This is a genomic window from Enterobacter sp. RHBSTW-01064 (assembly GCF_014103035.1).
Lineage (GTDB): Bacteria > Pseudomonadota > Gammaproteobacteria > Enterobacterales > Enterobacteriaceae > Enterobacter > Enterobacter mori.
In genome coordinates this window covers 279,605-304,505 of the sequence record NZ_JABXOU010000004.1, presented here as the reverse complement: position 1 = coordinate 304,505, position 24,901 = coordinate 279,605, and the positions used below count along the sequence as shown (strand labels likewise).

At 55.9% G+C, this 24,901-nt stretch carries 23 protein-coding genes; 5 read left to right on the top strand and 18 right to left on the bottom strand.

From position 1 onward, the window contains the following. Window positions 1-22: 22 nt before the first annotated feature. Window positions 23-883 carry a pyridoxal kinase PdxY gene (pdxY, locus tag HV355_RS14430; protein WP_120158808.1) on the top strand — a complete coding sequence of 287 codons (861 nt, stop codon included), beginning with the start codon at window positions 23-25 and terminating at the stop codon, window positions 881-883. Between the two features lie 60 nt (window positions 884-943). Here pdxY and gstA read toward each other — a convergent pair whose 3' ends face one another. The 12 genes from gstA to blr form a co-directional block, all read right to left on the bottom strand. Next, the gene (gene gstA, locus HV355_RS14425) at window positions 944-1,549 is read right to left on the bottom strand and encodes a glutathione transferase GstA (RefSeq protein ID WP_023299960.1); all 606 of its coding nucleotides are present in this window, start codon (window positions 1,547-1,549) and stop codon (window positions 944-946) included. A gap of 109 nt (window positions 1,550-1,658) precedes the next feature. Beyond that, on the bottom strand, window positions 1,659-3,167 hold the full coding sequence (dtpA, locus tag HV355_RS14420; protein ID WP_089599511.1) for a dipeptide/tripeptide permease DtpA: 1,509 nt from the start codon (window positions 3,165-3,167) through the stop codon (window positions 1,659-1,661). 611 nt (window positions 3,168-3,778) lie between these two features. Continuing rightward, window positions 3,779-4,414 (bottom strand): endonuclease III, encoded by a 636-nt coding sequence (gene nth / locus HV355_RS14415; protein ID WP_042719087.1) that lies wholly within the window; start codon window positions 4,412-4,414, stop codon window positions 3,779-3,781. Then, entirely contained in the window at window positions 4,411-5,097 is a 687-nt protein-coding gene (locus HV355_RS14410) for an electron transport complex subunit E (protein WP_010430367.1), read from the bottom strand. The genes nth and HV355_RS14410 overlap by 4 nt, the downstream gene beginning before the upstream one ends. A gap of 2 nt (window positions 5,098-5,099) precedes the next feature. After that, a complete protein-coding gene (gene rsxG / locus HV355_RS14405; protein ID WP_182402408.1) occupies window positions 5,100-5,720 on the bottom strand; it encodes an electron transport complex subunit RsxG in 621 nt (206 codons plus the stop codon). Between the two features lie 10 nt (window positions 5,721-5,730). Next, a complete protein-coding gene (gene rsxD, locus HV355_RS14400) occupies window positions 5,731-6,783 on the bottom strand; it encodes an electron transport complex subunit RsxD (protein WP_089599515.1) in 1,053 nt (350 codons plus the stop codon). Beyond that, entirely contained in the window at window positions 6,784-8,805 is a 2,022-nt protein-coding gene (gene rsxC, locus HV355_RS14395; protein WP_182402406.1) for an electron transport complex subunit RsxC, read from the bottom strand. Next, the gene (gene rsxB, locus HV355_RS14390; protein WP_042716342.1) at window positions 8,798-9,376 is read right to left on the bottom strand and encodes an electron transport complex subunit RsxB; all 579 of its coding nucleotides are present in this window, start codon (window positions 9,374-9,376) and stop codon (window positions 8,798-8,800) included. The genes rsxC and rsxB overlap by 8 nt, the downstream gene beginning before the upstream one ends. Then, window positions 9,376-9,957, bottom strand: coding sequence for an electron transport complex subunit RsxA (gene rsxA / locus HV355_RS14385; protein WP_010430378.1), 582 nt, complete (start codon window positions 9,955-9,957; stop codon window positions 9,376-9,378). Before rsxA ends, rsxB begins: the two co-directional genes overlap by 1 nt. Window positions 9,958-10,033: 76 nt before the next feature. After that, window positions 10,034-10,474: a DUF2569 domain-containing protein gene (locus tag HV355_RS14380; RefSeq protein WP_010430380.1), complete on the bottom strand. Its 441-nt coding sequence runs from the start codon at window positions 10,472-10,474 to the stop codon at window positions 10,034-10,036. 85 nt (window positions 10,475-10,559) lie between these two features. After that, window positions 10,560-10,775 (bottom strand): transcription modulator YdgT, encoded by a 216-nt coding sequence (ydgT, locus tag HV355_RS14375; RefSeq protein WP_108416867.1) that lies wholly within the window; start codon window positions 10,773-10,775, stop codon window positions 10,560-10,562. Window positions 10,776-10,997: 222 nt separating this feature from the next. Continuing rightward, a complete protein-coding gene (gene blr, locus HV355_RS14370; RefSeq protein ID WP_168112406.1) occupies window positions 10,998-11,123 on the bottom strand; it encodes a division septum protein Blr in 126 nt (41 codons plus the stop codon). 241 nt (window positions 11,124-11,364) lie between these two features. On the opposite strand from blr, the gene HV355_RS14365 reads away from it, so the two are divergent. After that, complete coding sequence (locus HV355_RS14365; protein ID WP_182402404.1) at window positions 11,365-12,405, top strand: oxidoreductase; 1,041 nt, start codon at window positions 11,365-11,367, stop codon at window positions 12,403-12,405. Between the two features lie 51 nt (window positions 12,406-12,456). Here HV355_RS14365 and add read toward each other — a convergent pair whose 3' ends face one another. From add to malX, 3 genes are all read right to left on the bottom strand, one after another. Next, complete coding sequence (gene add, locus HV355_RS14360; protein ID WP_010430386.1) at window positions 12,457-13,458, bottom strand: adenosine deaminase; 1,002 nt, start codon at window positions 13,456-13,458, stop codon at window positions 12,457-12,459. 96 nt (window positions 13,459-13,554) lie between these two features. After that, window positions 13,555-14,727 carry a MalY/PatB family protein gene (locus HV355_RS14355; RefSeq protein ID WP_182402402.1) on the bottom strand — a complete coding sequence of 391 codons (1,173 nt, stop codon included), beginning with the start codon at window positions 14,725-14,727 and terminating at the stop codon, window positions 13,555-13,557. Between the two features lie 49 nt (window positions 14,728-14,776). Beyond that, window positions 14,777-16,369, bottom strand: a complete 1,593-nt coding sequence (gene malX / locus HV355_RS14350) for a maltose/glucose-specific PTS transporter subunit IIBC (protein ID WP_089599526.1) — start codon at window positions 16,367-16,369, stop codon at window positions 14,777-14,779. 178 nt (window positions 16,370-16,547) lie between these two features. Here malX and HV355_RS14345 point away from each other — a divergent pair, with 178 nt between their 5' ends. Beyond that, window positions 16,548-17,576 carry a Mal regulon transcriptional regulator MalI gene (locus HV355_RS14345; RefSeq protein WP_126815407.1) on the top strand — a complete coding sequence of 343 codons (1,029 nt, stop codon included), beginning with the start codon at window positions 16,548-16,550 and terminating at the stop codon, window positions 17,574-17,576. A gap of 103 nt (window positions 17,577-17,679) precedes the next feature. On the opposite strand, the gene HV355_RS14340 is transcribed toward HV355_RS14345, so the two are convergent. Both HV355_RS14340 and manA read right to left on the bottom strand, forming a co-directional pair. Next, entirely contained in the window at window positions 17,680-19,212 is a 1,533-nt protein-coding gene (locus tag HV355_RS14340) for a YdgA family protein (RefSeq protein ID WP_182402401.1), read from the bottom strand. 99 nt (window positions 19,213-19,311) lie between these two features. Continuing rightward, window positions 19,312-20,487, bottom strand: a complete 1,176-nt coding sequence (manA, locus tag HV355_RS14335; RefSeq protein ID WP_182402399.1) for a mannose-6-phosphate isomerase — start codon at window positions 20,485-20,487, stop codon at window positions 19,312-19,314. Window positions 20,488-20,686: 199 nt separating this feature from the next. On the opposite strand from manA, the gene fumA reads away from it, so the two are divergent. Together fumA and fumC are read left to right on the top strand one after the other, a co-directional pair. Continuing rightward, the gene (fumA, locus tag HV355_RS14330; protein WP_182402397.1) at window positions 20,687-22,333 is read left to right on the top strand and encodes a class I fumarate hydratase FumA; all 1,647 of its coding nucleotides are present in this window, start codon (window positions 20,687-20,689) and stop codon (window positions 22,331-22,333) included. Window positions 22,334-22,516: 183 nt separating this feature from the next. Beyond that, complete coding sequence (gene fumC, locus HV355_RS14325; RefSeq protein WP_182402395.1) at window positions 22,517-23,911, top strand: class II fumarate hydratase; 1,395 nt, start codon at window positions 22,517-22,519, stop codon at window positions 23,909-23,911. Here the strand turns inward: fumC and tus are convergent, their stop codons facing one another. Then, window positions 23,912-24,841: a DNA replication terminus site-binding protein gene (gene tus, locus HV355_RS14320; protein ID WP_182402393.1), complete on the bottom strand. Its 930-nt coding sequence runs from the start codon at window positions 24,839-24,841 to the stop codon at window positions 23,912-23,914. Window positions 24,842-24,901: the final 60 nt, after the last annotated feature.

Genomic DNA, 24,901 nt, shown 5'->3' with positions numbered 1-24,901 from the left:
TTACAGGGTTTGGTAAGAAAAAATGAAGAACATCCTCGCCATCCAGTCCCACGTTGTTTTTGGGCATGCTGGCAACAGCGCAGCGGAATTCCCGATGCGCCGCCTCGGTGCCAACGTCTGGCCCCTCAATACCGTACAGTTTTCAAACCACACGCAATACGGCAAATGGACCGGCTGCGTGATGCCGCCATCGCATCTGACGGAGGTTGTGCAGGGTATTGCCGAAATCGACCAGCTCAAGCGCTGTGACGCCGTACTGAGCGGCTATCTTGGCTCGGCAGAGCAGGGTGAACACATCCTGGGGATCGTTCGTCAGGTGAAAGCGGCGAATCCGGCGGCAAAGTATTTTTGCGATCCGGTCATGGGCCACCCAGAAAAGGGCTGTATTGTCGCGCCAGGCGTGGCGGAATTCCACGTCCGCCACGCGCTGCCGGCCAGCGATATTATTGCGCCAAATCTGATCGAGCTTGAAATCCTCTGCGAGCATCCGGTCAACAGCGTAGAAGAGGCTGTAAGCGCCTCTCGCGAGCTAATTGCTCAGGGGCCTGAGATTGTACTGGTGAAGCATCTTGCGCGCGCAGGGTTAAGCCAGGACCGTTTTGAGATGCTGCTGGTGACGAAAGACGAGGCATGGCACATCAGCCGTCCGCTGGTGGATTTTGGTACGCGTCAGCCGGTAGGGGTGGGCGATGTGACCAGCGGCCTGCTGCTGGTGAAGTTGCTCCAGGGGACGGCTCTGCGGGATGCGCTTGAGCATGTGACCGCAGCCGTTTATGAAATTATGATGGCGACGAAAAACATGCAGGAATATGAGCTGCAGGTGGTGGCAGCGCAGGATCGTATCGCGAAGCCCGAGCATTATTTCAGCGCAACCCAATTGTAAGAGCAGGGATAGTGTGGGCCGGGTAAGCGCAGCGCCACCCGGCAATACAGAGCGCTCGGATTAATTCAACCCTTCCGCCTTCAGCGCCGCTGCAACCGCAGGGCGTGCCGCGACGCGTTCCATATACGACGCAATATGATCTAACCCTTCCAGGTTCAGCTTCACCGCGCGCGCCCAGCGCAGAACGGTAAACAGATACGCATCAGCAATGGTGAAACGCGCGCCGCAGATCCACTGATCGTCTTTCAGTGATTCATTAATGTACTGCATCTTTTTCTCAAGTAACGCACGTACGGTCGGTTTGTACTCTTCCGGCGTGTCCGGGCGGAACAGCGGCGTAAAGCCTTTGTGCAGCTCGGTCGCGATGTAGTTAAGCCACTCAAGGGTTTTATAGCGAGAGATACTGCCTGTTGGTGCCAGCAGTTGACGATCCGGCACGTTGTCGGCCAGGTACTGCATAATCGCCACACCTTCGGTCAGCAGCGTACCGTCATCCAGCAGCAAAGCCGGAACTTGTCCTTTCGGGTTGATCGCGAAAAAATCATCGCCGTTTTCGAGGCGCTTTTTCATCAGGTCAACGCCGTCCAGCGTGAAATCTTTGCCGCTCTCGCGAAGAGTGATATGGGAAGCAAGAGAGCAGGCGCCCGGTTTGTAGAACAGTTTCATCGGTAACTCCTTTTTGCTGAGGTATCAGCTATGTTAGTGCGCGTTCGGATAAAAAAAAAGCCGCTAATGCTTTAGCGGCTTCTTTCCATTCAGTCGTTTCCCGATGACATTACGCGGTAGCGGTTTCAGTCGCTTTAGACGTTTTGTCGTCGTCCTGAGTCATGCGATTCAGCTTAGGCGCGGTCAGCAGCATCAGCACAGCGATAACCGCTGTGGCAATACCAATCTGCATGAACACGGTGCCGTATACGTTCAGGGAAAGCAGTGGGTCAGTCACGTTTTCCGGAACCGCCATCAAGTTAGCAATCTTACCTGCAATGATTGCCGCACCCGCAGTGGTCAGGAACCAGCTACCCATGATGAAGCCCATCAGACGCTGTGGCACCAGTTGTGCAACCATCGCCAGGCCCAGACCGGAGATCATCAGCTCACCGATAGACTGCAGGGCGTAGCTCAGGATCAGCCAGTTAACGGAGACGATACCCGCGTCGGACGCAAATTTCGTCCCCAGCGGCAGCACCAGGAAGGCGCAAGAACACAGCACCATGCCCACGGCGAACTTGTGCGGCATTGGCAGACGGTCGCCCATCTTGTTATAGATAGCGGCCAGAATCGGGGAACCAATCATGATCCAGAACGGGTTCAGGGCCTGGAACTGCTCAGGTTCGAACGCGATACCGAGGATTGAATGTTCAACGTTACGGATAGCGAAGAAGTTCAGGGAAGTTGGCATCTGGCTGTACAGCACGAAGAAGATAATCGCTTCCAGCATCAGGATGAACGCGACAATCATCTTACGACGTGCAGCGCCCTGCATGGCGAAGGCTTCTTTCGCAAAGATGCAGACGATACCCAGCGCAACCACGCCCAGAACCGCACGTGCAACGCCCTGGTTGTGCAGCAGCCAGGTGGCGATCGCGGCGAGAACGACAACGCCCACGATAGTGGCCAGCAGTTTACCCATGTGAACCGGTTCGAAGTCTGGCTTAGAACCGTAGTCTTTAACCCAGCTGCGGCAGAACAGGAAGTTCACAACGGTGATCAGCATACCTACGAAGCTCAGCGCAAAGGCCACGCTCCAGCCGAATTTCGCTGCCAGCCATGGTGTTGCCAGCATGGAGAAGAATGAGCCGATGTTGATGGACATGTAGTACATGGTAAATGCACCGTCCAAACGTGGGTCATCTTTGTTGTAGCAGGTAGAGAGCAGGGAGGACGGGTTCGCTTTGAACAGACCGTTACCGACGGCAATCGTTGCCATACCCATATAGACCACAGCCGCATCGTGTCCAGACCACGCAACCAGACCATAGCCAATCGCCAGGACAATGGCGCCCAGCATAATGACGCGTTTGGTGCCGAGGACTTTGTCACCCAGCCAGCCGCCGATTGCAACCAGACCGTACACGAGAGCACTGAAGGAGGAGAACAGCGTGATGGAATCCGCTTCGGACATACCCAGTTGTTTAACCAGGTAAACCGCCATGATCCCTTGCAGGCCGTAATAACCAAAACGCTCCCATAACTCGATAGAGAAGATGAGATAGAACGCTTTCGGCTGTTTGAAAGCGTTGAGACTCACGCTTTCATTTGTTGGTTTATTGTTTGCAGTAGACACATATACCTCTTTTTTTACATCCCATATTAACGGGGGTGTTCATAGCGTGATGACCGTAGTCCATCCGCTTTATAGTTATATTGGGAGGGGAAACGGCGGGTAATGTTCACTATCCTGACCCATCTGGCAATATGTTTGAAATACTCTGTTACATATAACTGGGGTGGTATAATCCACGGGTCACACAAATGTTATTCAGCGTTAAATTTCATCCGTTGCGTTTTGTTGGTTTTTTTCACTACCCAAAACCCCTTTTCAGCCCGATATGGCGATATGTTCTGCTATTTGACCTTTAAGGTAGTGATATAGCCCATAATCTGAAAAATGACTGGTCTTATATGCGGTAAATGAACGGTTAATTCTTGTCAGGCAAAGGTTTTACGAGGGGTTTGACAACAAAAATCCAACATGACGTTATCAGAGTGATCTTGATCACAGATGTATAGAAATTTTTGGTGATGAAAAAACTATTAACCTGTTTGAGTGTTAAACGGCCGAACAATCCATAAGGTGGGATAGCGAAAAAGCGGACAAATTACGGTCAAAAGGAAGGTGTGCAGATGACCTTCCTTTTGTAGGGTTTTGATTCAGGAGTAAAAACACTAAAGCGATCAGGAGTAGACTTTTTCTTTATATTCGCAAAGATCTTCGATGATGCAGGAGCCGCAGCGAGGCTTGCGTGCGATGCAGGTATAGCGGCCATGCAAAATCAGCCAGTGATGACAGTCGACCTTAAATTCCGCCGGAACGACTTTTAATAACTTCTCCTCAACCTGTTCAACGTTTTTGCCAGGTGCAAAGTTGGTGCGGTTAGAGACGCGGAAAATGTGCGTATCGACGGCGATAGTCGGCCAGCCGAAGGCCGTATTCAGCACCACGTTCGCCGTTTTGCGTCCGACGCCGGGCAATGCCTCCAGCGCGGCGCGATCCTCCGGCACTTCGCCTCCGTGCTGTTCCAGCAAAATCCGGCAGGTTTTGATGACGTTCTCGGCCTTGCTGTTAAACAGGCCGATGGTTTTGATATACGACTTCACGCCTTCGACGCCTAACTCAAGCATCGCCTTCGGCGTATTGGCCACCGGATAGAGCAGGGCGGTGGCTTTATTGACGCTGACATCGGTAGCCTGCGCAGAGAGCAACACGGCGATCAGCAGCTCAAACGGGGAGGTAAAATTCAGCTCCGTCGTTGGGTGCGGGTTCTCGTCCCGCAGACGGGTCAGGATCGCAATGCGCTTTTCTTTATTCATGAAGCCTTCTCGGGTGTCCCTTCCAGAACGCTACGCTCAGCCGCGCGGCGCTTACGTTTTTCATCGATCAGGTATTTTATCGCCAGCATCATGCCAAGGCCAATGAAAGCACCCGGCGGCAGCATGGCCAGCAGGAATGGCGTATCGGTGTGGAACACTTCAATACGCAACGCTTTTGCCCAGCCACCCAGCAGCGCATCTGCACCGTCAAACAGCGTACCGTTGCCGAGGATCTCACGAAGCGAGCCGAGGACAAACATGGCACCTGTCGCCCCCATACCGATGGCGAAACCGTCAAGCGCCGACATCGCCGGGCTGTTCTTCACGGCAAACGCCTCGGCACGCCCGACCACAATACAGTTGGTGACGATCAGCGGAATGAAGATCCCAAGCGACTGATACAGGCCAAACGCGTAAGCGTTAATCAGCATCTGAACGATACTCACCACCGACGCGATGATCATGACGTAAATCGGAATACGGATCTCGGAAGGCGTCCAGCGGCGCAGTGCGGAAATGGACAGGTTAGTCAGTGTCAGCACCAGCGTGGTCGCCAGCCCCAGACCGAGTGCGTTGGTCGCAGTAGAGGTGACGGCCAGCAGTGGACACATCCCCAGAAGCTGCACCAGCGCGGAGTTGTTCTTCCACAGCCCCTGAACAATAACCTCTTTAACCTGGCTCATGGCTACTCCTCACAGGCCGGAAGATTGTTAATCTGCGCAGGCAGCGTTTCAGCATACAGCCCGGCGCGTTTTACGGCGTTAACCACGGCGCGCGGCGTGATGGTCGCACCCGTGAATTGGTCGAACTCACCGCCATCTTTCTTCACCGCAAACGCTGCATCATTTTCGCCGTGGATCACTTTACCGGCAAAGTGCAAAATCCAGTCGCTTAAGCGTGTTTCAATTTTATCGCCAAGTCCCGGCGTCTCGTGATGCTCCGTCACACGGGTACCCAGTACGGTACCGGAAAAATCGCTGCCGACGAGCAGTTGAATGGCTCCGGAATAACCGTCGGGGGCCGTGGTTTCCATGACTGCACCCACGGGTCTATCCCCTTTGCGGGCGATAAAGACGCGGTGCGGGCCTTTCCCAAGCTGCGGCGCGTCTACAACAAAGCAGCTTTTCTGCAGGTCATTATCGTAGAAGTCAGACGGGATCACCTGATCAAACAGCGCTTTTTGCTGCTTTGCCGCCTGCTCATCAATCGTCGATTTGGTCAGCTCGTTCACCAGCGCCGTCAGGCCGGTCAGTACCGCAGCGAAAATAGCCAGCGTGACGCCGTGTTTTTGCATGGTCTTTAACATGGCGAAACCCTTAGCGATGACCGTACACGCGCGGACGCGTGTAGTAGTCGATGAGCGGAACGGTAATGTTGGCGAGCAGGACGGCGAACGCTACCCCATCCGGATAACCGCCAAAGCTGCGAATCAGCCACACCAGCAGACCCGCCAGCGCGCCGAAGATCAAACGGCCACGATTGGTGGTGGACGCCGTAACCGGGTCGGTAAGAATAAAGAATGCACCCAGCATGGTCGCGCCGGAGAGCAGATGCATCTGCGGGCTGGCCAGTGACTCAGGAGAGAAGACCCAGCCCAGCGTAGCGCAAACCGCCAGCGTCACGAGGAAGCTGACCGGAATATGCCAGCGGATCGCTTTCTGCTGCAGCAGGAACAGGCCACCCAGCAGATACGCCAGGTTGACCCACTGCCAGCCTGCACCGGCCAGCACGCCGCTGTAGATGGCGGATTTCATGATCTGCTCAACGCTGTGCCCGGCGTGCAGTGACGTTTTAAAGGTATCGAGAGGCGTTGCCTGGCTGATACCGTCCACGCCCATACGCAGCGCGTTCATATCCGCGCCGAGGGCCGTATGGCCGGTAAAGATAACGTGCAGGGCATCCATAAAGCCAGGAACCGTGGCGGCAATTTCATGGGGTGGTAACCAGCTGGTCATCTGCACCGGGAAGGAGATCAGCAGAACAACATAGCCGATCATTGCCGGGTTAAACGGGTTATGCCCGAGCCCGCCGTACAGCTGTTTGGCGATAATCACCGCAAACACGGTACCCAGCACCACCATCCACCATGGGGCAAACGGTGGAATACTGATCGCAAGCAGCAGCCCGGTCAGTAACGCGGAGTTGTCAGCGAGAATGCGGGAGACCGCCATTTTCCGCAGCTTCAACACGAGCGCTTCCGCCGCTAACGCACTGGCGCAGCCAAGGACCAACTGGAAAAGGGTTCCCCAGCCGAAAAACCAGAACTGAACGGCGATGCCTGGCAACGCCGCCAGGCAGACCAGCATCATGATGCGCGATGTCTGGCGCTGGTTATGGGTGTAAGGGGAACTTGCGATTCTGAAAACCATTTAATCCTCGTTAACTGCTTGTTGTGCGGCTTTCTTCGCCTGAACGCGCGCAATCGCGGCGGCGACGGCGGCTTTGCGTGGATCGTCGTTTGCGGCCTGCGGCTGCTCTTCCTGCTGGGCGGCTTTGCGCGCTTTGGCCCGAGCGATAGCGGCTTCGACAGCGGCTTTGCGAGGATCAACCGGCACTTCGGGCTCCGCAGTTTGCGCCTGCTGCGCTGCTTTGCGCGCTTTCGCGCGTGCAATGGCCGCTTCGACGGCAGCTTTACGCGGATCTTCAGCGTCTTTCTCAACAACCACGTCCTGCTGGCCCGCTTTACGGGCTTTGGCACGGGCAATTGCCGCTTCAACTGCCGCTTTACGCGGATCGACGTCCGTTTCAGGCTGGGCAGTTTCTGCTTTCTCTGCCTGACGGGCGCGAGCCTGGGCCTTGCGCGCTTCGCGTGCCGCAATCGCTTCGCTGTTATCCGGTTTTTCGCCTGCCGTGATCACCAGGGTTTGCGCTGCAGTGGCTTTTTTCTCCCGCACGCGCGCCAGTGCAGCGTTGATGGCGTCCTGATCTTTCTCACCAGGCTGAACGGCAGCTTGTTTATGGCGCTCCTGGCGGGCGATTTTCTCGCGTTCGAGACGCGCCTGGCGGGCTTCAAAGCGCGCTTTGGCTTCGGCTGCGCGCTTCTCTTCCATTGAGATGGCATAAATCTCGGCCTTCTCCTGACGGAAGTATTGCACCAGCGGAATATTGCTTGGGCAGACCCAGGCGCAGGCGCCGCATTCAATGCAGTCGGCAAGATTGTGGGCTTGCGCTTTGTCGTGCAGTTGGCCTTTGCTGTACCAGTACAGCTGCTGCGGGAGCAGATCCGCCGGGCAGGCATCAGCACAGGTGCTGCAGCGGATGCAGCCTTTTTCTTCCTGTTCTTCACCCATCTCGGTCGGAGAGGGGGCGAGCAGACAGTTAGTAATTTTGACGACCGGGACATCCAGCCACGGCAGGGTAAAGCCCATCAGCGGGCCGCCCATGATCACCATCTGGTCGCTACCAGGGCAAAACTCGGCCTGCTCCAGCAGATGACGCACCGGCGTACCCAGACGCGCCCAGACGTTGCCTGGACGGGACACCGACTCACCGGTCAACGTCACCACGCGCTCGGTTAGCGGCTCGCCGTCAATCACCGCACGTTTTACCGCATACGCCGTACCGACGTTTTGCATCAGTACGCCGATGTCAGAGGAGCGGCCACCGTGCGGTACTTGTTTACCGGTGAGGATCTGGGTTAGCTGCTTTGCGCCGCCAGACGGGTATTTGGTCGGGATTACGCGCAGGCTAATATCATGGCAACCCGCCAGCACGGCCCGCAGCATGGAAATGGCCTGCGGCTTATTGTCTTCAATGCCTATCAGCACTTCTCGTGGCTGCAGAATATGGGCGAGAATGCGAATACCTTCCACCACCTGGGCGGCACAGTCCTGCATCAGACGGTCATCGGCGGTGATATAAGGTTCGCATTCCGCAGCGTTGATGATTAGCGTGTTAATTTTGTCGCCACCGCCGCGCAGTTTGGTACCCGTAGGGAAACCTGCGCCGCCAAGACCGGCCACGCCGAACTGATGGACGCGTTCAATCAGCTCTTCGCGGCTGCGGGAACGGTAATCGCTCCAGCCGTCACGGTCGATCCAGCGGTCTTCGCCGTCGGCTTCAATAATCACGCTCAGTTCAGACAGCGCTGAAGGGTGCGCGACGGTATGTGGGGCGATCGACACCACTTTACCGGAGGTGGGGGCGTGTACCGGCAGCATTCGTCCCCGACCAAAGGTCAGCGGCTGGCCGCGAAGAACGGTATCGCCTTCTTTAACGCAGAGTTCGCCTTCCGCGCCGATATGCTGTTTGAGCGGCATGACGTAACGCGTCGCCAGCGGAATTTGTCGCAGCGGCGTGCCGTTTGACTGGGTTTTCATCTCCGGGGGATGGATACCGCCGTCGAAGTCCCAAATCTTCTCTTTTCTGAAAGCAGAAAATAACTTAAGCATGTTGTTCCACAGGAATATTGCGAACCGGAATGGTCTGAAGATCCCATTTCCAGCTTTCGGTAGTTGTTTCAACCGGGCGCAGTTCTATGCACTGCGTTGGGCAGGGGGCCACGCAAAGGTTACAGCCGGTGCACAGATCGGCCACAACGGTGTGCATGGCGCGGGTTGCGCCCACAATGGCATCAACAGGGCAGGCCTGAATACATTTGGTGCAACCGATGCAGTTCGCTTCGTCAATCACCGCGAGGGCGCGAACCGGTTCCTGCACCTCGGCATCGCCGTCAACAGGCTGCGGGTCAACGTTAAGCAGGGCGGCAATTTTGAGCATCACCGCTTCGCCACCGGGTGCACAGCGGTTGATTTTTTCACCCTGCACGCCAACCGCTTCGGCATAAGGCCGACAGCCGGGGTAGCCACATTGCCCGCACTGGCTTTGCGGCAGCAGCTCATCAATTTTTTCGACAACGGGATCGTCCTCAACCGCGAAACGGCGGGAGGCGTAACCCAGAATCAGGCCAAACACCAACCCCAGTACGCTGATGGAGGCGATGGCAATCCAGATAGCACTCATTACAACTTCACCAGACCACTAAAGCCCATAAAGGCCAGAGACATTAAACCTGCCGTCACCAGTGCAATGGCGTTTCCGCGGAAGGGTGCGGGAATATCCGCTGCAGCCAGACGTTCACGAATAGAGGCAAACAGAACCATGACCAGTGAGAAACCGACGGCGGCAGAAAAGCCGTACAGCGCCGATTGCATGAAGTTATGCCCGAGGTTGATGTTCAGCAACGCCACCCCGAGTACGGCGCAGTTGGTGGTGATCAGCGGCAGGAAGATACCCAGCAGGCGATAGAGCGCCGGGCTGGTTTTGCGCACCACCATTTCGGTAAATTGCACGACGACCGCAATGACCAGAATAAAGGACAAGGTGCGCAAATAGATCATGTCCAGCGGGATCAGGATCCAGGTATCAATCAACCATGCGCAGATGGACGCCAGCGTCATGACGAAGGTTGTCGCCAGCCCCATGCCCATCGCGGTCTCCAGTTTTTTGGAAACCCCCATAAAAGGACACAGGCCAAGAAACTTCACCAGAACGAAGTTGTTAACCAGCACAGTGCCGACAAAGAGCAGTAAGTAATCGGTCATTATTTAGCCTGAAATAAAAAAGCCGCCTATTATCGGACAAAGCACGACAGGCGACAACAGGTTAACAGTAAGGTTATTACGGGTTCACGAAGGTTTTCTTCACCCGCGTCGAACGCTTGAAGTAAGGGACCAGCAGCGCAGCAGCCAGTAACGGGAATAACAGCTGGCGAACCGCTAGCGCGTCAGAAACCGGAGAAAAAGCAAAGGCTTTCACCGCCAGCAGCACGGAAATCAGCAGCCAGATAATATAATGTTTTGGCACACTTTTGCGACGCTTAAAGAACGCAATGGTCAACCAGAGCGTGTAGTACCACATCCCGATGGCGAAGACGAACGAGGCAAACCACAACGCAATATTAAGCACACTTTGCGACATCAGGGTCTGAATGGCATGAGGTGTGATCAGCGCGGTGGTATAGAGTAACAGCGCAAGCGATGCGCTTAATAATGCAACCAGCAGCCATGCCAGCGGGGCGATTAACCAGCCTCCAATTCTTTCTCCAGGCGATACGGTCATGCTCTCTCCCATAGTCTGCGCGAAAGGTTATACAGAAATTTGCAGGGCGGAGAGTATATAACATTTCGCGCGGATGGCTACTTTCTTATAAAACGTAACGCCATACGGACTTCGGCACTTCCCCGACGTTGAACAAACGGCCACCGGAGACCAGTTCCGCCCGGCGGTGATCAGCAGCGCGATACATATTGATAATTTCGTGATTATCCAACAGCGTGTAGTTTAGATGGTCAAACAGTTTTTCCAGGCTCTCAAGGGAATTGATCTTGCGAAATTTTAATAAATAGTCCTGAACTGTCATGTTAATAAGTTTCCATATAAAAGTGAGTAATACCCGTGTCGGTAATTCGTTCGAATAATAAACGGATAAATAAAGGCGTAAAACAGCCCACTCACGTAATGTGACGAAATTAGGAGTTTTCTTTGCTGAAAGATTCAGGCATCAGACGATGCCTGGAAGAGAAGGTTAACCCTGTTCAACACGGCTGGCAATATGCAACTGACAGAATGTGTCACAAGGGCGTTACTTCGGTTGTGCGACGGTGACAGGCTCCGGCGGTTGGTAGTTATCGATGTGGCTGGCAACGCCAAGCAAAATGACCGAAACCCCAAGGACAATCCATCCCGCTAATTCAATGATTCGATTAATTATTGATGACATAACTCGTGTTTGTAATTTATCCATAAATACAGATTGCAAATGTTACCGTGCAGCACTGACCTCGGCAAGCGGTTTGGGAACGATACCCTTAATCAATCTTAGTGAGTTACATCCTTGTAACAAAAACATCTGGTGCAAGGTGCTATTTTAAGTCATATGACACATTATTAATGTGTAGTAATACCCGCAAAGCCAGTGTGAAATAAGATAATGACAGGAGGGCACTACGATGAGTGAAAATATCCGTGTCGGGCTGATTGGTTATGGTTACGCGAGTAAAACCTTTCATGCGCCTCTGATTAGCGGGACGCCGGGAATGTCTCTGGGGGCGGTTTCGAGCAGTGATGCCGCCAAAGTACATGCCGACTGGCCAACCGTTCCGGTTGTTTCTGAGCCTAAACATCTTTTCAACGATCCGAATATTGATGTCATCGTCATTCCCACCCCAAACGACACGCACTTTCCGTTAGCTAAAGCGGCGCTGGAAGCGGGTAAGCATGTTGTGGTCGATAAACCTTTTACCGTGACACTGTCACAGGCGCGCGAGCTGGATGCGCTGGCAAGAAGTCTTGGCAGGCTGTTGTCCGTCTTCCATAACCGGCGCTGGGACAGTGATTTCCTGACGGTGAAAGCCCTGCTTAGTGAGGGCACTCTCGGTGAAATAGGCTATTTTGAATCGCATTTTGACCGCTTTCGTCCGCAGGTGCGTAACCGCTGGCGTGAACAGGCGGGCCCCGGAAGCGGTATCTGGTATGACTTAGCGCCGCATTTACTCGATCAGGCCGTCAACCTGTTTGGTCTGCCGGTGAGTATGACGGTTGATTTAGCGCAGCTTCGGCCTGGCGCGCAGACGACAGATTACTTCCATGCCGTTTTGAGCTATCCGCAGCGTCGTGTTGTACTGCACGGGACGATGCTCGCCGCCGCGGAATCCGCGCGTTATATCCTTCATGGTACGCGCGGTAGCTACGTGAAGTTTGGTCTGGATCCGCAGGAAGACCGCCTGAAAAACGGTGAGCGTTTGCCGCAAGAGGACTGGGGCTACGACATGCGTGATGGCGTGCTGACGCGCGCGGAAGGTGAAGAGTTGGTTCAGGAAACGCTACTTACCATTCCAGGGAATTATCCGGCTTATTACGCGGCTATCCGTGATGCGCTCAACGGGACGGGGGATAATCCGGTTCCGGCCAGCCAGGCGATTCAGATCATGGAGCTGATTGAGCTGGGCATTGAATCTGCCAAACATCGCGCCACGCTCTGTCTGGCATAAGTTCTACATGTTTTTGTAGGCCGGGCAAGCGCAGCGCCACCCGGCAAATGCTCAACCGCGAGCCACTTTATCTTTAAGCGCCTGCTTCTCTTCAGGCGTCAGGAACGCTATTTCCAGCCCGTTAATCTGCGCCTGGCGGATCTGCTCGCGGCTCAGGCCCGCCTGCGGTGCGGCGATGTTGTATTCGTGAATAATATCCACACCCTGAACCGCCGGATCGTCGGTGTTCAGCGAGGCCAGCACGCCGTGTTCCAGGAAGGTTTTCAGCGGATGTTTATCCAGCGTTGCCACGGTGCTGGTCTGAATGTTGGAGGTCAGGCAGGATTCGATACCGATGCGCTGCTCCGCCAGGAAATCCATCAGGGCACGATCTTCGACGGCTTTCACCCCGTGGCCGATACGCTCTGCGCCCAGCTCGCGAATGGCCTGCCAGATGCTTTCCGGGCCTGCTGCTTCACCCGCATGAACGGTAATGTGCCAGCCCGCGTCACGCGCGCGATTGAAATGAGAGAGGAACAGGCTACCCGGGAAGCCCAGTTCATCCCCGGCGAGGTCGACAGCGGTAATCTGGTCACGATGCGCCAGCAATGCTTCCAGCTCCTGAAGGCAAGCCGCTTCACCGAAGGTGCGGCTCATGATGCCAATCAGACGTGCCTGAACGTCGAAAGCTTTACACCCTTCGCGAACGCCCTCAATCACCGCTTCCACCACGCCCGCGACGGGCAGGTTGTGGGTCATTGCCATGTAGCCCGGCGAGAAGCGCAGCTCGACGTAATGCAGGCCGTTACGGGCGGCGTCTTCAATGTTCTCGAACGCCACGCGGCGGCAGGCATCGAGCGAGGCCAGCATCTTTACGCCCCAGTCGAGCTTGCTCAGGAAGCTGACCAGATCCGGCTCATTCGAGGTGACCTGAACATGTGGGATCAGGGTTTCAAGCGTTTGTGCTGGAAGCGTTAAATTGAACTGGCGGCCAAGATCGAGGATGGTTTGGGCACGAATGTTACCGTCAAGGTGACGATGAATATCAGTTAAAGGCAGGCGTGTATCAATCATGGTCGCACTCTTTGCTGGTTAAAGTGCGCCATATTATAAAAACAAAACGGGGTAAAAAGCTATTTGCGCAAGGGAATATTCCGTTGCGCAATGGTATTACACCAGGGTAGCGATCCCGGCGATGAGGCGTTGCACCCCTTGTTCCAGCTTGCTGCGCGGGCAGCCTGCGTTCAGGCGCACGAAGCCATTACCTTCTTCTCCGTAGGTATATCCCGGCATGATCGCCACTTTTTCCTGCTCTATCAGCACTTTTTGCAGCACCCTGTCGTCAATGTTCAGCGGGCGCAGGTCAATCCAGGCCAGATAGGTTGCTTCCGGCGGCTGCCAGTTCAGTTTCGGAAAAGCGCGGTTTAATTCCTGCGCGATATACAACAGATTCTCTTCCAGATAACCCCGCAAGGCATCCAGCCATGGCGCTCCCTGCTGATAGGCGGCGATATGCGCCGTCAGCGCCAGCACGGAAGGGGAAGAGAGTCCGTCGCGGCCTTTAAGCGCGCGGAGGTAACCCGTGCGACTCGCTTCATCGCCGATCAGCCCGTAAGCTCCGGTCAGCGCCGGAATATTAAAGCTTTTCGAGCCAGAGGTGAGGAGCGCCCATTTGCCGCGCGCCACCTCATTCCACGGTGTGTGATGATGTTTTCCCCACACCATGTCCATATGAATTTCATCGCTGATCGCCGCCACGTCATAGCGTGCGCACAGTTCCGCCATCTGCGTCAGCTCATCCCGCGTCCAGACCTTACCGGTTGGATTTTGCGGGCTACAGAGCAGCAAAATTTTGTTTTCGGGTTTGGCCAGGGCCGTTTCCAGCGCGGCCATATCACCCATCCAGCCGCTCGCCTGTTTCACCATCGCAACCGGCACGACGTGGCGCGCGTTGCCTTCGATGGCGTTATAAAACGCATCGTACGCGGGAGTATGAACCACCACGCCGTCGCCGGGCTGCGACCAGAGACGGATCAGTTCTGACACCATGTAGATGACGGAAGGGCCATAAACGACGGATTCGGTATCGATACGGCTGTTAAAGCGTTGCTGGAACCAGTGCGCGACGGCAGCCAGAAACTCATCGTTTTTCCATCGGCTGTAGCCAAACACGCCGTGATCGATGCGCTGATGCAGCGCGTCGGTAATGCAGGGAGCGGTGGCAAAATCCATATCCGAGATAGTGAAGGGCAGCAGATCGGCCGCGCCAAAGCGGTCGGCAACGTAATCCCACTGGGTGCACCAGGTGCCGTGACGATCCACGACGGTCGAGAAATCAAACATAATTCTCATCCTTAAACGTAAAACCCCCTCATGAGAGGGGGCTGAGGCATCAGGCTTCTACTGTTCGCATCAGGGTTGCCAGTTCATCTTTTACCGACTGTACCTGCGGGCCGATAACCACCTGCAAATTATGCTGATTTAACTGTACCACACCGATGGCGCGGTTAGCTTTCAGCGCATTGGTATCCACTTTCGACATATCCGCCACCGACAGACGCAGGCGGGTAATGCAGTTATCCAGCGAGGTGATGTTATCCGCACCGCCCAGCGCTGCCAGAATGGCAGGGGTGTTGTAACCCGATTTTCCTACCGTCCCTGCAACCGCTTGTTCAACGCTGGTCGCTGTTTCAGCATCACGGCCCGGTGTTTTCAGGTTAAAGCGGGTGATGGCGAAGCGGAAGATGCCGTAGTACACCGCAAACCAGATTGCCGCCACGACCGGCACCAGATACCACTTGGTGGACAAGCCGTGCAGGATCCCGAACACCACGAAGTCAATCACGTTGCCGTCGGTGTTGCCGATGGTGACGCCCAGCACCGCCATCACGGTGAAGCCCAGACCGGTCAGCACGGCGTGAATGAGATACAGCACCGGCGCGACGAACAAGAACAGGAATTCGATTGGCTCGGTTGTGCCGCCAACGACGCAGGCAATCACACCGGAAATCAGCAGGCCTTTAATCTTATGACGGTTTTCCGGACGAGCACAGTGGTACATCGCCAGCGCCGCGCCCGGCAGGCCGCCCAGGAAGGCAGGCATTTTGCCCTGAGAAAGGAAACGGGTTGCGCTCTCAGAGAAGCCGTGGGTGGTCGGGCAGCTCAGCTGCGCCTGGAAGATCGTCAGCGCACCGCTCACGTCGTGACCGCACACCTCCATCGTCCCGCCCGCTTCGGTGAAGCGAATCAGAGCCACCAGAATGTGCTGCAGACCAAACGGCAGCAGCAGACGTTCACCGGTACCGAAGATCATCGGACCGAAATCACCCGCGCCGTTAATGATGCGACCAATACCGGTGATACCCATCGCGAAGACAGGCCAGATCAGCGGAATGATCAGACCAAACAGACCCATGACCACGAGGGTGATAATCGGGACAAAGCGGGTACCGCCGAAGAAGGCCAGGGCATCCGGCAGGCGGATATTGTGGAAGCGTTCGTGCAGCATCCAGATAATCACACCCGCGATCACCGCACCGAGGATCCCGGTGTCGATGGACTGTATACCGATCACGCTCTGAATATTATTGGCTTTCAGTACGGCAGCGTCGGTGGTAGGCAGAATGCCTTTTGCGGTCAGCCAGAAGTTAACCGCAAGGTTCATCACCGCGTAGCCTACGAAGCCCGCAAAGGCGGCTACGCCTTTATTCTCGCGCGCCAGGCCCAGCGGGATGGCGATGCAGAACATGACGGGCAGGAAGCTAAACGCAAAGGAGCCGACTTTGCTCATCCAGATGAAGATCGCCTGCAGCACCGGGTTGCCGAGGAACGGGATCAGCGTGATGACGTCATGGCTGCTCAGGGAGCTGCCGATCCCCAGCATGATCCCGCAGAATGAGAGGAGTGCCACGGGCAGCATAAAGGTTTTACCCAGTTGCTGGAAAAACTCCCACAGCGATATTTTTTGTGCTGCTTTCGCCGTCATAAAACGACTCCTTGATGGTTAAAAATAGTTTACCTGCTTCAATGCAGCGAGAAGATAAAACGTTTTATCAAACTTTAGTGCGCGCTAAATCACATTCTCAGGCTTTTACTGGTAGTATAAAGATAACGTATTGATAAAACGTTTTACCGATCTCATTATCAGGGAGTCACGCCAACCCATGGCTGTAGCGAAAAAGATCACCATCAATGATGTTGCCCTCGCGGCTGGCGTTTCCGTCAGCACGGTGTCGCTGGTTTTAAGCGGGAAGGGGCGTATCTCCCCCGCCACCGGACAGCGGGTCAACGAGGCGGTTGAGCAACTGGGCTTTGTGCGTAACCGCCAGGCGTCCGCACTTCGCGGTGGGCAAAGTGGGGTGATTGGTTTGATCGTTCGCGACTTAACCTCGCCGTTTTATGCGGAGCTCACAGCCGGATTAACGGAAGCGCTAGAGGCACAGGGACGGATGGTGTTTTTGCTGCACGGTGGTCGCGACGCCGAGCAACTGCTGTCCCGGCTGGATATGCTGTTGACGCAGGGGGTTGATGGCGTGATCGTGGCGGGGGCGTCGGGTGTGGGCAGCGAGCTGTGCGAGCGCGCCGCAGAGAAGGGCGTACCGCTGGTCTTTGCTTCCCGCGCCAGCTATCTCGACGAAGCCGATACGCTGCGTCCGGATAACATGCAGGCTGCACAAATGCTGACCGAGCATCTTATTCGTCGCGGACACCAGCGTATTGCGTGGCTCGGCGGGAAAAGCTCATCGCTCACGCGCGCCGAGCGGGTAGGCGGCTACTGTTCGACGCTGATCAAATACGGGCTGCCGTTCCACAGTGAGTGGGTGGTGGAATGTGGATCCAGCCAAAAGATGGCGGCGGAAGCGATTGGTTCGCTGCTGCGCGCCAGCCCGACCATTAGCGCCGTGATTTGCTACAACGACGTGATTGCGATGGGAGCGTGGTTTGGTCTGATCCGCGCCGGACGTCAGAGCGGTGAAGGGGGCGTTGAAACCTTCTTCGGCCATCAGGTAGCGCTGGGTGCATTTGCCGATGTAGGCGAAAACGCGCTCGACGATCTGCCCATCGTCTGGGCGACTACCCCCGCGCGCGAAATGGGCTACACGCTAGCGGACAGGATCATGCAGCGCATCGAAAATACGGATGTCCAGGCCGGGCACCAGATTGTGGCGGCGCGGTTGGTCACTGTGAAATAGTTTCGTACGCTTGCGCGGGCCTACAACGGCCCCGAGTCGTAGGCCGGGTAAGCGTCAGCGCCACCCGGCAATAAAAAACCCCTCATAAGAGGGGTTTTGACGTTTACGGCTGCGGTGCCGCCGGTTCGGCTGGCGCTGCAGGTTCAGCCGGTTCCGGCATCCCCAGAGCGGGCATACCAAACATGCCGACAAAATCTTCCAGCGGCATTTTATCGCCGTTCAGGGTTACCTGGCCGTTGGCATACTGCAGGCTGGTGGAAATTGTGTTGTCTTCCACTTTAGTGATGCGGAACATCTGGCCCATCGCAGCCAGACCTTTCACCTGCTGGTTCGCCAGTTTGCCAGCGTCTTCATCGCCGTAACCTTCCAGCTTCGCAATCTGGGTCATAAACTCGGTCGCCATGTCCATTGGGATGGTCAGCTTGCTCTCGAGCGACTTCACGCTGCGATCCACTTCCTGCGCCAGCGTCTGCGGTTCACCCGTTGCGGTTGCCGGATCTTTCAGGAACAGAGACAGGTTGAAGTTGGTTTCTCCTTTGCTGTTTTTCCAGCTCAGCGGTGCGACGGTGATCACCGGCTCGCCTTTCAGCAGGATTGGCAGGTTGTTGAACAGCACCGCCATCGCCTGCTGCTGGTACACTTCCGGATTCTGCTGCAGCGCGGCATCGGTCAGCAGTGCCTGGCTCTCTTTGCTGTATTTTTGGCTAAATTCGTGCCACGCCTGGCCGTCGATATTGCCGATCTTCAGCGTTAATTTTCCGGTCCCCAGATCCTGATTCTGCACCTTCAGGCTCTTCAGGGCGTAATCCAGCTGCGTATTGATATTCTTGCCGTCTTTGGAAATGTCGGATTTGCCGTTCACGTCCATGCCTTCCAGCACGGCCATCTCTTTACCTTCAACCGCGATTGCAATCTTATCGAGAGAGAGCTTCTGATCGCCAATACGCTCTTTAAAGTCGGTCATACGGCTGTTGCCGTCGGCTTTCAGGTTGTTGAAGCTGAGCTGAACCTTTTGGTTATATTCGTTAACCGCGTTCACCATGCCGCTTTCTGCTTCACCGGTCAGAGAGAACACGTTTCCTTCGCGGTCAGCGTCCAGTTTGAAGTTCCCCCCGCTGAAGGCGACCTTCTCGTTCTCTTTCTCGTAGTTCAGCGCTTTCAGCGCAATATCGGAACTCGTGTCACCGGCATAGCTGATGCGAGTATTGATTTCGAAAGGCGAGGTATTTTTTGCCAGATCAAACAGTGGCCTGGTGACGTCGTTATTCACCAGCACCGTGTGAACGGACGCCATTGATGGGATCAGATTAAACGATTTTAACTGCGCCAGCGGGAACGGACCGTGGCTGACCACTTCATCCAGCACCACGCTCTGGCCTGGCTTCAGCCAGGCATTGGTGTTTCCTGCTACAGGTTTCACCACCATCTGCATATGGCTGGTAAACACGCCGCGCTGATAGTTCTGATAGCTAAGCTCAACGCCAGCCTCCGGCGCGCTGCGCTTAATCTCTCCGTTAGCCTGCGCGACCATCTCAGCCAGACGGCCTTCCAGCTGTTTCCCGGTAAACCAGGAGGCACCCGTCCAGACCACGCCTAACGCTACAATCACTCCAACCGCTACGACCGATTTTTTCATTGCGACTATCCCTAAAATGAAACCAGGCGGTAAAAACCGCCCGGAGATATTAAGCCTGCAACTAGCTTAGCAAGAGTTGTTAAAAAATTCAGTAAGTGCTTATAGCTTATTAAAAACGCGCGCCAGACGACCGGTGCCGCTCACGCTAACCGGCGACTCGTTCGCTGCAACAAAAGCCGACTCGCCCGGCTTGAGCACCAGACGCTGTTGGCCTTTCTGCAGCGTCGCTTCGCCCTCCACGCAGAACAGGATCGCCGCGCTCACTTGTGCAATGGCGGTTTCGGCGTGGCTCAGGTCGTGCAGAGAAAACGCAAAATCCTCAACCGGGATCGGGAAGTCCAGCTCTGCGCCGTTTTTCACCGGCTGAGTCAGCAGTTCGTCGGCAGGCTTCGCCACGAACTTCACGTTGGCAACCAGCTCAGGGATATCGATGTATTTTGGCGTCAGGCCCGCGCGCAGCACGTTATCCGAGTTGGCCATCACTTCCAGCGCTACGCCCTGCAGGTAGGCGTGCGGGGTTTCGGCAAACAGGAACATCGCTTCGCCCGGGTTCAGCTTCACCACGTTCAGCAGCAGGGGAGAGAACAGGCCGCTGTCGTCCGGGTAGAATTCGGAAATCAGACGGATGGTCTCCCACGGCTCACCTTGCTGGCTGTTCAGTGCTGCTTTCAGCACTGCCAGCGCGTGGGCTTTTTCTTCGCCCTGCATATTCAGCAGGCTGGCGAACAGCTGGCTCAGCGCGTCCGCGTTCGGGTTTTCCAGGAAGTGGGCGATAGCCTTGTTAGCACCCGCGACAGGTTGCAGCAGAGAAACGATCTCCGAAAACGCGCGGAACGCGTTCATCGCCAGGAAAGGGGTGAGAGCAAAAACCAGCTCCGGTTTGTGGTTCGGATCTTTGTAGTTACGTTCAGCCGCGTCTAATGGAATCCCCGCCGCGTTCTCTTTCGCAAAGCCGATTTCAGAGGCTTTCTTGTTCGGGTGAACCTGAATGGAGAGCGGCTGGTCGGCGCACAGTACCTTAAACAGGAACGGCAGCTCGCCAAAACGCGTGGCAACCTTGTCGCCCAGCAGTGCGGCTTTATCGGCATCAATCACGTCGCGCAGGCTGCGCACCTGGCCGCTGGCGTCTTCAATTTTTGAGCTGCTCTTCGGGTGCGCGCCCATCCACAGCTCTGCCATCGGCAGGTTGTCCGGGTTGGCGATACCGTAGAGATCCGTTAACGCAGTTTTACTTCCCCAGGCGTAGTTTTGCACTGAGTTGATGAGTTTTTGCATTATCAAGCCCTGATTCAAATGTGGAATTAACTCCGGGTATTAAAGCAATAAACCGCGTGGAAGTAACCTGCGGATGTAAAAAGTCGTACTAGTCTCAGTTTTTGTTAAAAAATTGTGTAGGATAAGCTGACTCGCTTTTAAGCCGGGCAGCGGAACATCTGCCCTGAACAATCAGACCGAAGCAGTAAGTGAGAGAACAATGTCGAACAAACCCTTTCATTATCAGGATCCTTTTCCCCTCAGTAAGGATCAGACCGAGTATTACCTGTTAACCCGCGATTACGTTTCTGTCTCTGAGTTTGAGGGACAGGAGATCCTCAAAGTTGACCCGCAAGCGCTGACGCTGATGGCGCAGCAGGCCTTCCACGACGCTTCGTTCATGCTCCGCCCGGCGCATCAGCAGCAGGTTGCCGATATCCTGAGCGATCCGCAGGCCAGCGAGAACGATAAGTACGTGGCGCTGCAGTTCCTGCGTAACTCGGATATCGCGGCGAAGGGCATTCTGCCGACCTGCCAGGATACGGGTACCGCAATTATCACCGGCAAAAAAGGCCAGCGCGTCTGGACCGGCGGCGGTGACGAAGCGGCGCTGGCGCATGGCGTCTACAACACCTATATCGAAGATAACCTGCGCTACTCGCAAAACGCGGCGCTGGATATGTACAAAGAGGTCAACACCGGCACCAACCTGCCTGCTCAGATTGACCTCTACAGCGTCGATGGCGACGAATACAAATTCCTCTGCATCGCCAAGGGCGGCGGTTCGGCTAACAAAACCTACCTCTACCAGGAAACCAAAGCGCTGCTCACCCCGGGCAAGCTGAAAAACTACCTGGTTGAGAAAATGCGTACCCTCGGCACCGCAGCGTGTCCGCCGTACCATATCGCCTTCGTGATCGGCGGTACCTCGGCGGAAAGCACGCTGAAAACCGTCAAGCTGGCGTCGACCAAATACTACGACGGCCTGCCGACAGAAGGGAACGAACACGGCCAGGCGTTCCGCGACGTGCAGCTTGAGCAGGAACTGCTGACCGAAGCGCAGAACCTGGGGCTGGGCGCCCAGTTTGGCGGCAAATACTTCGCGCACGACATTCGCGTGATCCGTTTGCCGCGCCACGGCGCATCCTGCCCGGTGGGCATGGGCGTCTCCTGCTCGGCGGATCGTAACATCAAGGCGAAGATCAACCGCGACGGCATCTGGATCGAGAAGCTGGAGAACAACCCGGGCAAATACATCCCGGAAGAACTGCGTAAAACGGGCGAGGGGGAAGCGGTTCGCGTGGACCTGAACCGTCCGATGAAAGAGATTCTGGCGCAGCTTTCTCAATATCCGGTCTCGACCCGTCTCTCCCTGAACGGCACGATTATCGTGGGCCGCGACATTGCGCACGCGAAGCTGAAAGAGCGTCTGGACAACGGCGAAGGGCTGCCGCAGTACATTAAAGATCACCCAATCTACTACGCAGGCCCGGCGAAAACGCCTGAAGGCTACGCGTCCGGTTCGTTAGGCCCGACTACGGCAGGCCGCATGGACTCTTACGTTGACCAGCTTCAGGCCAACGGCGGCAGCATGATCATGTTGGCGAAAGGTAACCGTAGCCAGCAGGTGACGGACGCTTGCCACAAGCATGGCGGCTTCTACCTGGGCAGCATCGGCGGCCCGGCAGCGGTGCTGGCGCAGGGCAGCATCAAGAGCCTGGAGTGCGTGGAATACCCGGAACTGGGTATGGAAGCGATCTGGAAAATTGAAGTGGAAGATTTCCCGGCGTTTATCCTGGTGGATGACAAAGGTAACGACTTCTTCAAACAGATCCAGTCGTCTCAGTGTTCGGCGTGTGTGAAGTAGTCTGAAGAAAATGCCGGGTGGCGCTGACGCTTACCCGGCCTACATTCTCGTAGGTCGGGTAAGGCGAAGCCGCCACCCGACACCAAAAAGAGCGCACAAAGCGCCATAACGTTTCTCAGAAGTCATCAATACTTATCCCTTAAGCATGTGAGCAATCCCTCTTTTGTTATCAAGGAGAAAGTAATGACCACGGTACGCCATGAGAAAGACTCGATGGGCGCCATCGACGTCCCCGCCGACAAGCTATGGGGCGCGCAAACCCAGCGTTCGCTGGAGCATTTCCGAATCTCGACTGAAAAAATGCCCGTCTCGTTGATTCAGGCGCTGGCGCTGACCAAACGCGCCGCCGCCAAAGTGAATCAGGATTTAGGCCTGCTGGCCGCCGATAAAGCGACGGCCATCATCGATGCTGCCGATGAAGTGCTTGCGGGCAAGCATCCCGACGAATTCCCCCTCGCCATCTGGCAGACCGGTTCCGGCACCCAGAGCAATATGAACATGAACGAAGTGCTGGCGAACCGGGCGAGTGAACTGCTGGGCGGCGTGCGCGGCATGGAGCGTAAGGTTCACCCGAATGATGACGTCAACAAAAGTCAGAGTTCTAACGACGTCTTTCCGACGGCGATGCACGTGGCGGCGGTGATTGCCATCCGCGAGCAGCTTATCCCGCAGCTCAACGTGCTCAAAACCACGCTCAACGAGAAAGCGCAGGCCTTCCGCGACATCGTTAAAATCGGCCGTACGCACCTGCAGGACGCCACGCCCCTGACGCTCGGGCAGGAGATTTCCGGCTGGGTGGCGATGCTGGAACATAACCTGAAGCACATCGACCATAGCCTGCCGCATCTGGCGGAGCTGGCGCTCGGCGGTACGGCGGTGGGTACCGGGTTAAATACTCATCCGGAATATGCGGTGCGCGTGGCTGAAGAGCTGGCAAGCATCACCGGACAGCCGTTCGTCACGGCGCCCAATAAGTTCGAAGCGCTGGCGACCTGTGACGCACTGGTCCATACCCACGGCGCGCTGAAAGGGCTGGCGGCATCATTAATGAAAATCGCCAACGACGTGCGCTGGCTGGCCTCGGGTCCACGCTGCGGCATCGGTGAAATCAGCATCCCGGAAAACGAGCCGGGCAGCTCCATCATGCCGGGTAAAGTCAACCCGACCCAGTGCGAAGCCATGACCATGCTCTGTTGTCAGGTGTTGGGCAACGACGTGGCCGTCAACCTGGGCGGCGCGTCCGGCAACTTCGAGCTGAACGTCTATCGCCCGATGGTGATCCACAACGTTCTGCAATCAATTCGTCTGCTGGCGGACGGGATGGAGAGCTTTAACGAGCATTGTGCGGTAGGGATTGAGCCAAATCGCGAGCGTATCAGCCAACTGCTCAATGAATCCCTGATGCTGGTGACGGCGCTGAATACCCATATTGGCTACGACAAAGCCGCCGAGATCGCTAAAAAAGCGCATAAAGAGGGGCTGACGCTGAAAGCCTCCGCTCTGGCGCTGGGCTATCTAACGGAGGCTGAGTTTGACGCCTGGGTTCGCCCGGAGGCGATGGTCGGCAGTATGAAATAATCATCCTGCCACATACAGGTGCAGCCGTGGAATAATCAGCTGTAGCGGCTGCGCCTGAGGTCTGTAACGGTGCTGGACATTGTCCGCATCGTAATTCAAAAGCTCACCAATATCCGGCACGATGGCCCCCTGATCGGCATCAAAGAGCGCAATCAGCGGCGTTGGGCAGGCATACTGCACCTGCTTTTGCTGCCCGGAATACCAGACGCGGGCAATAGGCTGCACCTTTACCGGGCGCTTTATCTTGAGGCGCGTGTCCGCCGGTAGCGAGGCGATGCTGTGATACTCCTGCTCCAGACGCTCAATCCACTGCTCGCGAGACCAGGGGGCAACCGTACGCGGTGCTTTCAGGCTTTTCTCAAGCTGCGCCAGAATCTCATCCCGGGTGAAGTTTTTAATGATGTGCTTATTCGCCCAGCCGAAGCGCAGCGTGGCGGGGTGACGCAGTACCGTCAGCGTGCGGTAGGCATTCAGGGTAATCAGCCCCGGAAGCTGACGGTGCACCCACTCAAACCGGGCGGCAGGGGCGAGGCCCGACTCTTCGGTGACGATCTTTTCAAAGGCCGCTTTCAGGCTGTTGATATGGGTAATCTGGCCTTCCAGCGCTTCGCGCGTTGTCGCATCGGTCTGCAGGCAGATCACGCCGGGCAGACGCACGGCCGCCTTGCTGCTGCGATGTTCAGACTGCTGCTGGATAAAAAGGTGGCGATAGTGCTTCATCGCCAGCTCAAATGCGGCGCTGCCGATGTGCTGTTCAACTTCGATGGTGTTCAGAGGGTCGTGTTCCGCCCCTTTGGCTACATCAGGCAGAGTAAAGACGCGCGCGGCCAGCAGGCGGCAGGTTTGCAAGCGTTCTGTCAGGGTAAGTAGCTCGTGTTCTATTTCCCGAAAGGTACTGTTCAGCCTTTCGATGAGATCGTAGGTCGCCATAAAACACTCTCATTAGTTACAACATACTTATCATATAGCACAACACGCCGGGTCAGGCCA

What these genes read in the sequence shown, in the direction of transcription:
- ydgT (WP_108416867.1), bottom strand. Translation starts at nt 10,775, where the DNA reads ATGACAGTTCAGGACTATTTATTAAAATTTCGCAAGATCAATTCCCTT.
- rsxD (WP_089599515.1), bottom strand. Translation starts at nt 6,783, where the DNA reads ATGGTTTTCAGAATCGCAAGTTCCCCTTACACCCATAACCAGCGCCAG.
- HV355_RS14355 (WP_182402402.1), bottom strand. Translation starts at nt 14,727, where the DNA reads ATGTTTGATTTCTCGACCGTCGTGGATCGTCACGGCACCTGGTGCACC.
- HV355_RS14410 (WP_010430367.1), bottom strand. Translation starts at nt 5,097, where the DNA reads ATGAGCCAGGTTAAAGAGGTTATTGTTCAGGGGCTGTGGAAGAACAAC.
- tus (WP_182402393.1), bottom strand. Translation starts at nt 24,841, where the DNA reads ATGGCGACCTACGATCTCATCGAAAGGCTGAACAGTACCTTTCGGGAA.
- HV355_RS14345 (WP_126815407.1), top strand. Translation starts at nt 16,548, where the DNA reads ATGGCTGTAGCGAAAAAGATCACCATCAATGATGTTGCCCTCGCGGCT.
- fumC (WP_182402395.1), top strand. Translation starts at nt 22,517, where the DNA reads ATGACCACGGTACGCCATGAGAAAGACTCGATGGGCGCCATCGACGTC.
- rsxG (WP_182402408.1), bottom strand. Translation starts at nt 5,720, where the DNA reads ATGTTAAAGACCATGCAAAAACACGGCGTCACGCTGGCTATTTTCGCT.
- pdxY (WP_120158808.1), top strand. Translation starts at nt 23, where the DNA reads ATGAAGAACATCCTCGCCATCCAGTCCCACGTTGTTTTTGGGCATGCT.
- HV355_RS14365 (WP_182402404.1), top strand. Translation starts at nt 11,365, where the DNA reads ATGAGTGAAAATATCCGTGTCGGGCTGATTGGTTATGGTTACGCGAGT.
- nth (WP_042719087.1), bottom strand. Translation starts at nt 4,414, where the DNA reads ATGAATAAAGAAAAGCGCATTGCGATCCTGACCCGTCTGCGGGACGAG.
- rsxB (WP_042716342.1), bottom strand. Translation starts at nt 9,376, where the DNA reads ATGAGTGCTATCTGGATTGCCATCGCCTCCATCAGCGTACTGGGGTTG.
- malX (WP_089599526.1), bottom strand. Translation starts at nt 16,369, where the DNA reads ATGACGGCGAAAGCAGCACAAAAAATATCGCTGTGGGAGTTTTTCCAG.
- fumA (WP_182402397.1), top strand. Translation starts at nt 20,687, where the DNA reads ATGTCGAACAAACCCTTTCATTATCAGGATCCTTTTCCCCTCAGTAAG.
- rsxA (WP_010430378.1), bottom strand. Translation starts at nt 9,957, where the DNA reads ATGACCGATTACTTACTGCTCTTTGTCGGCACTGTGCTGGTTAACAAC.
- HV355_RS14380 (WP_010430380.1), bottom strand. Translation starts at nt 10,474, where the DNA reads ATGACCGTATCGCCTGGAGAAAGAATTGGAGGCTGGTTAATCGCCCCG.
- rsxC (WP_182402406.1), bottom strand. Translation starts at nt 8,805, where the DNA reads ATGCTTAAGTTATTTTCTGCTTTCAGAAAAGAGAAGATTTGGGACTTC.
- HV355_RS14340 (WP_182402401.1), bottom strand. Translation starts at nt 19,212, where the DNA reads ATGAAAAAATCGGTCGTAGCGGTTGGAGTGATTGTAGCGTTAGGCGTG.
- add (WP_010430386.1), bottom strand. Translation starts at nt 13,458, where the DNA reads ATGATTGATACACGCCTGCCTTTAACTGATATTCATCGTCACCTTGAC.
- manA (WP_182402399.1), bottom strand. Translation starts at nt 20,487, where the DNA reads ATGCAAAAACTCATCAACTCAGTGCAAAACTACGCCTGGGGAAGTAAA.
- gstA (WP_023299960.1), bottom strand. Translation starts at nt 1,549, where the DNA reads ATGAAACTGTTCTACAAACCGGGCGCCTGCTCTCTTGCTTCCCATATC.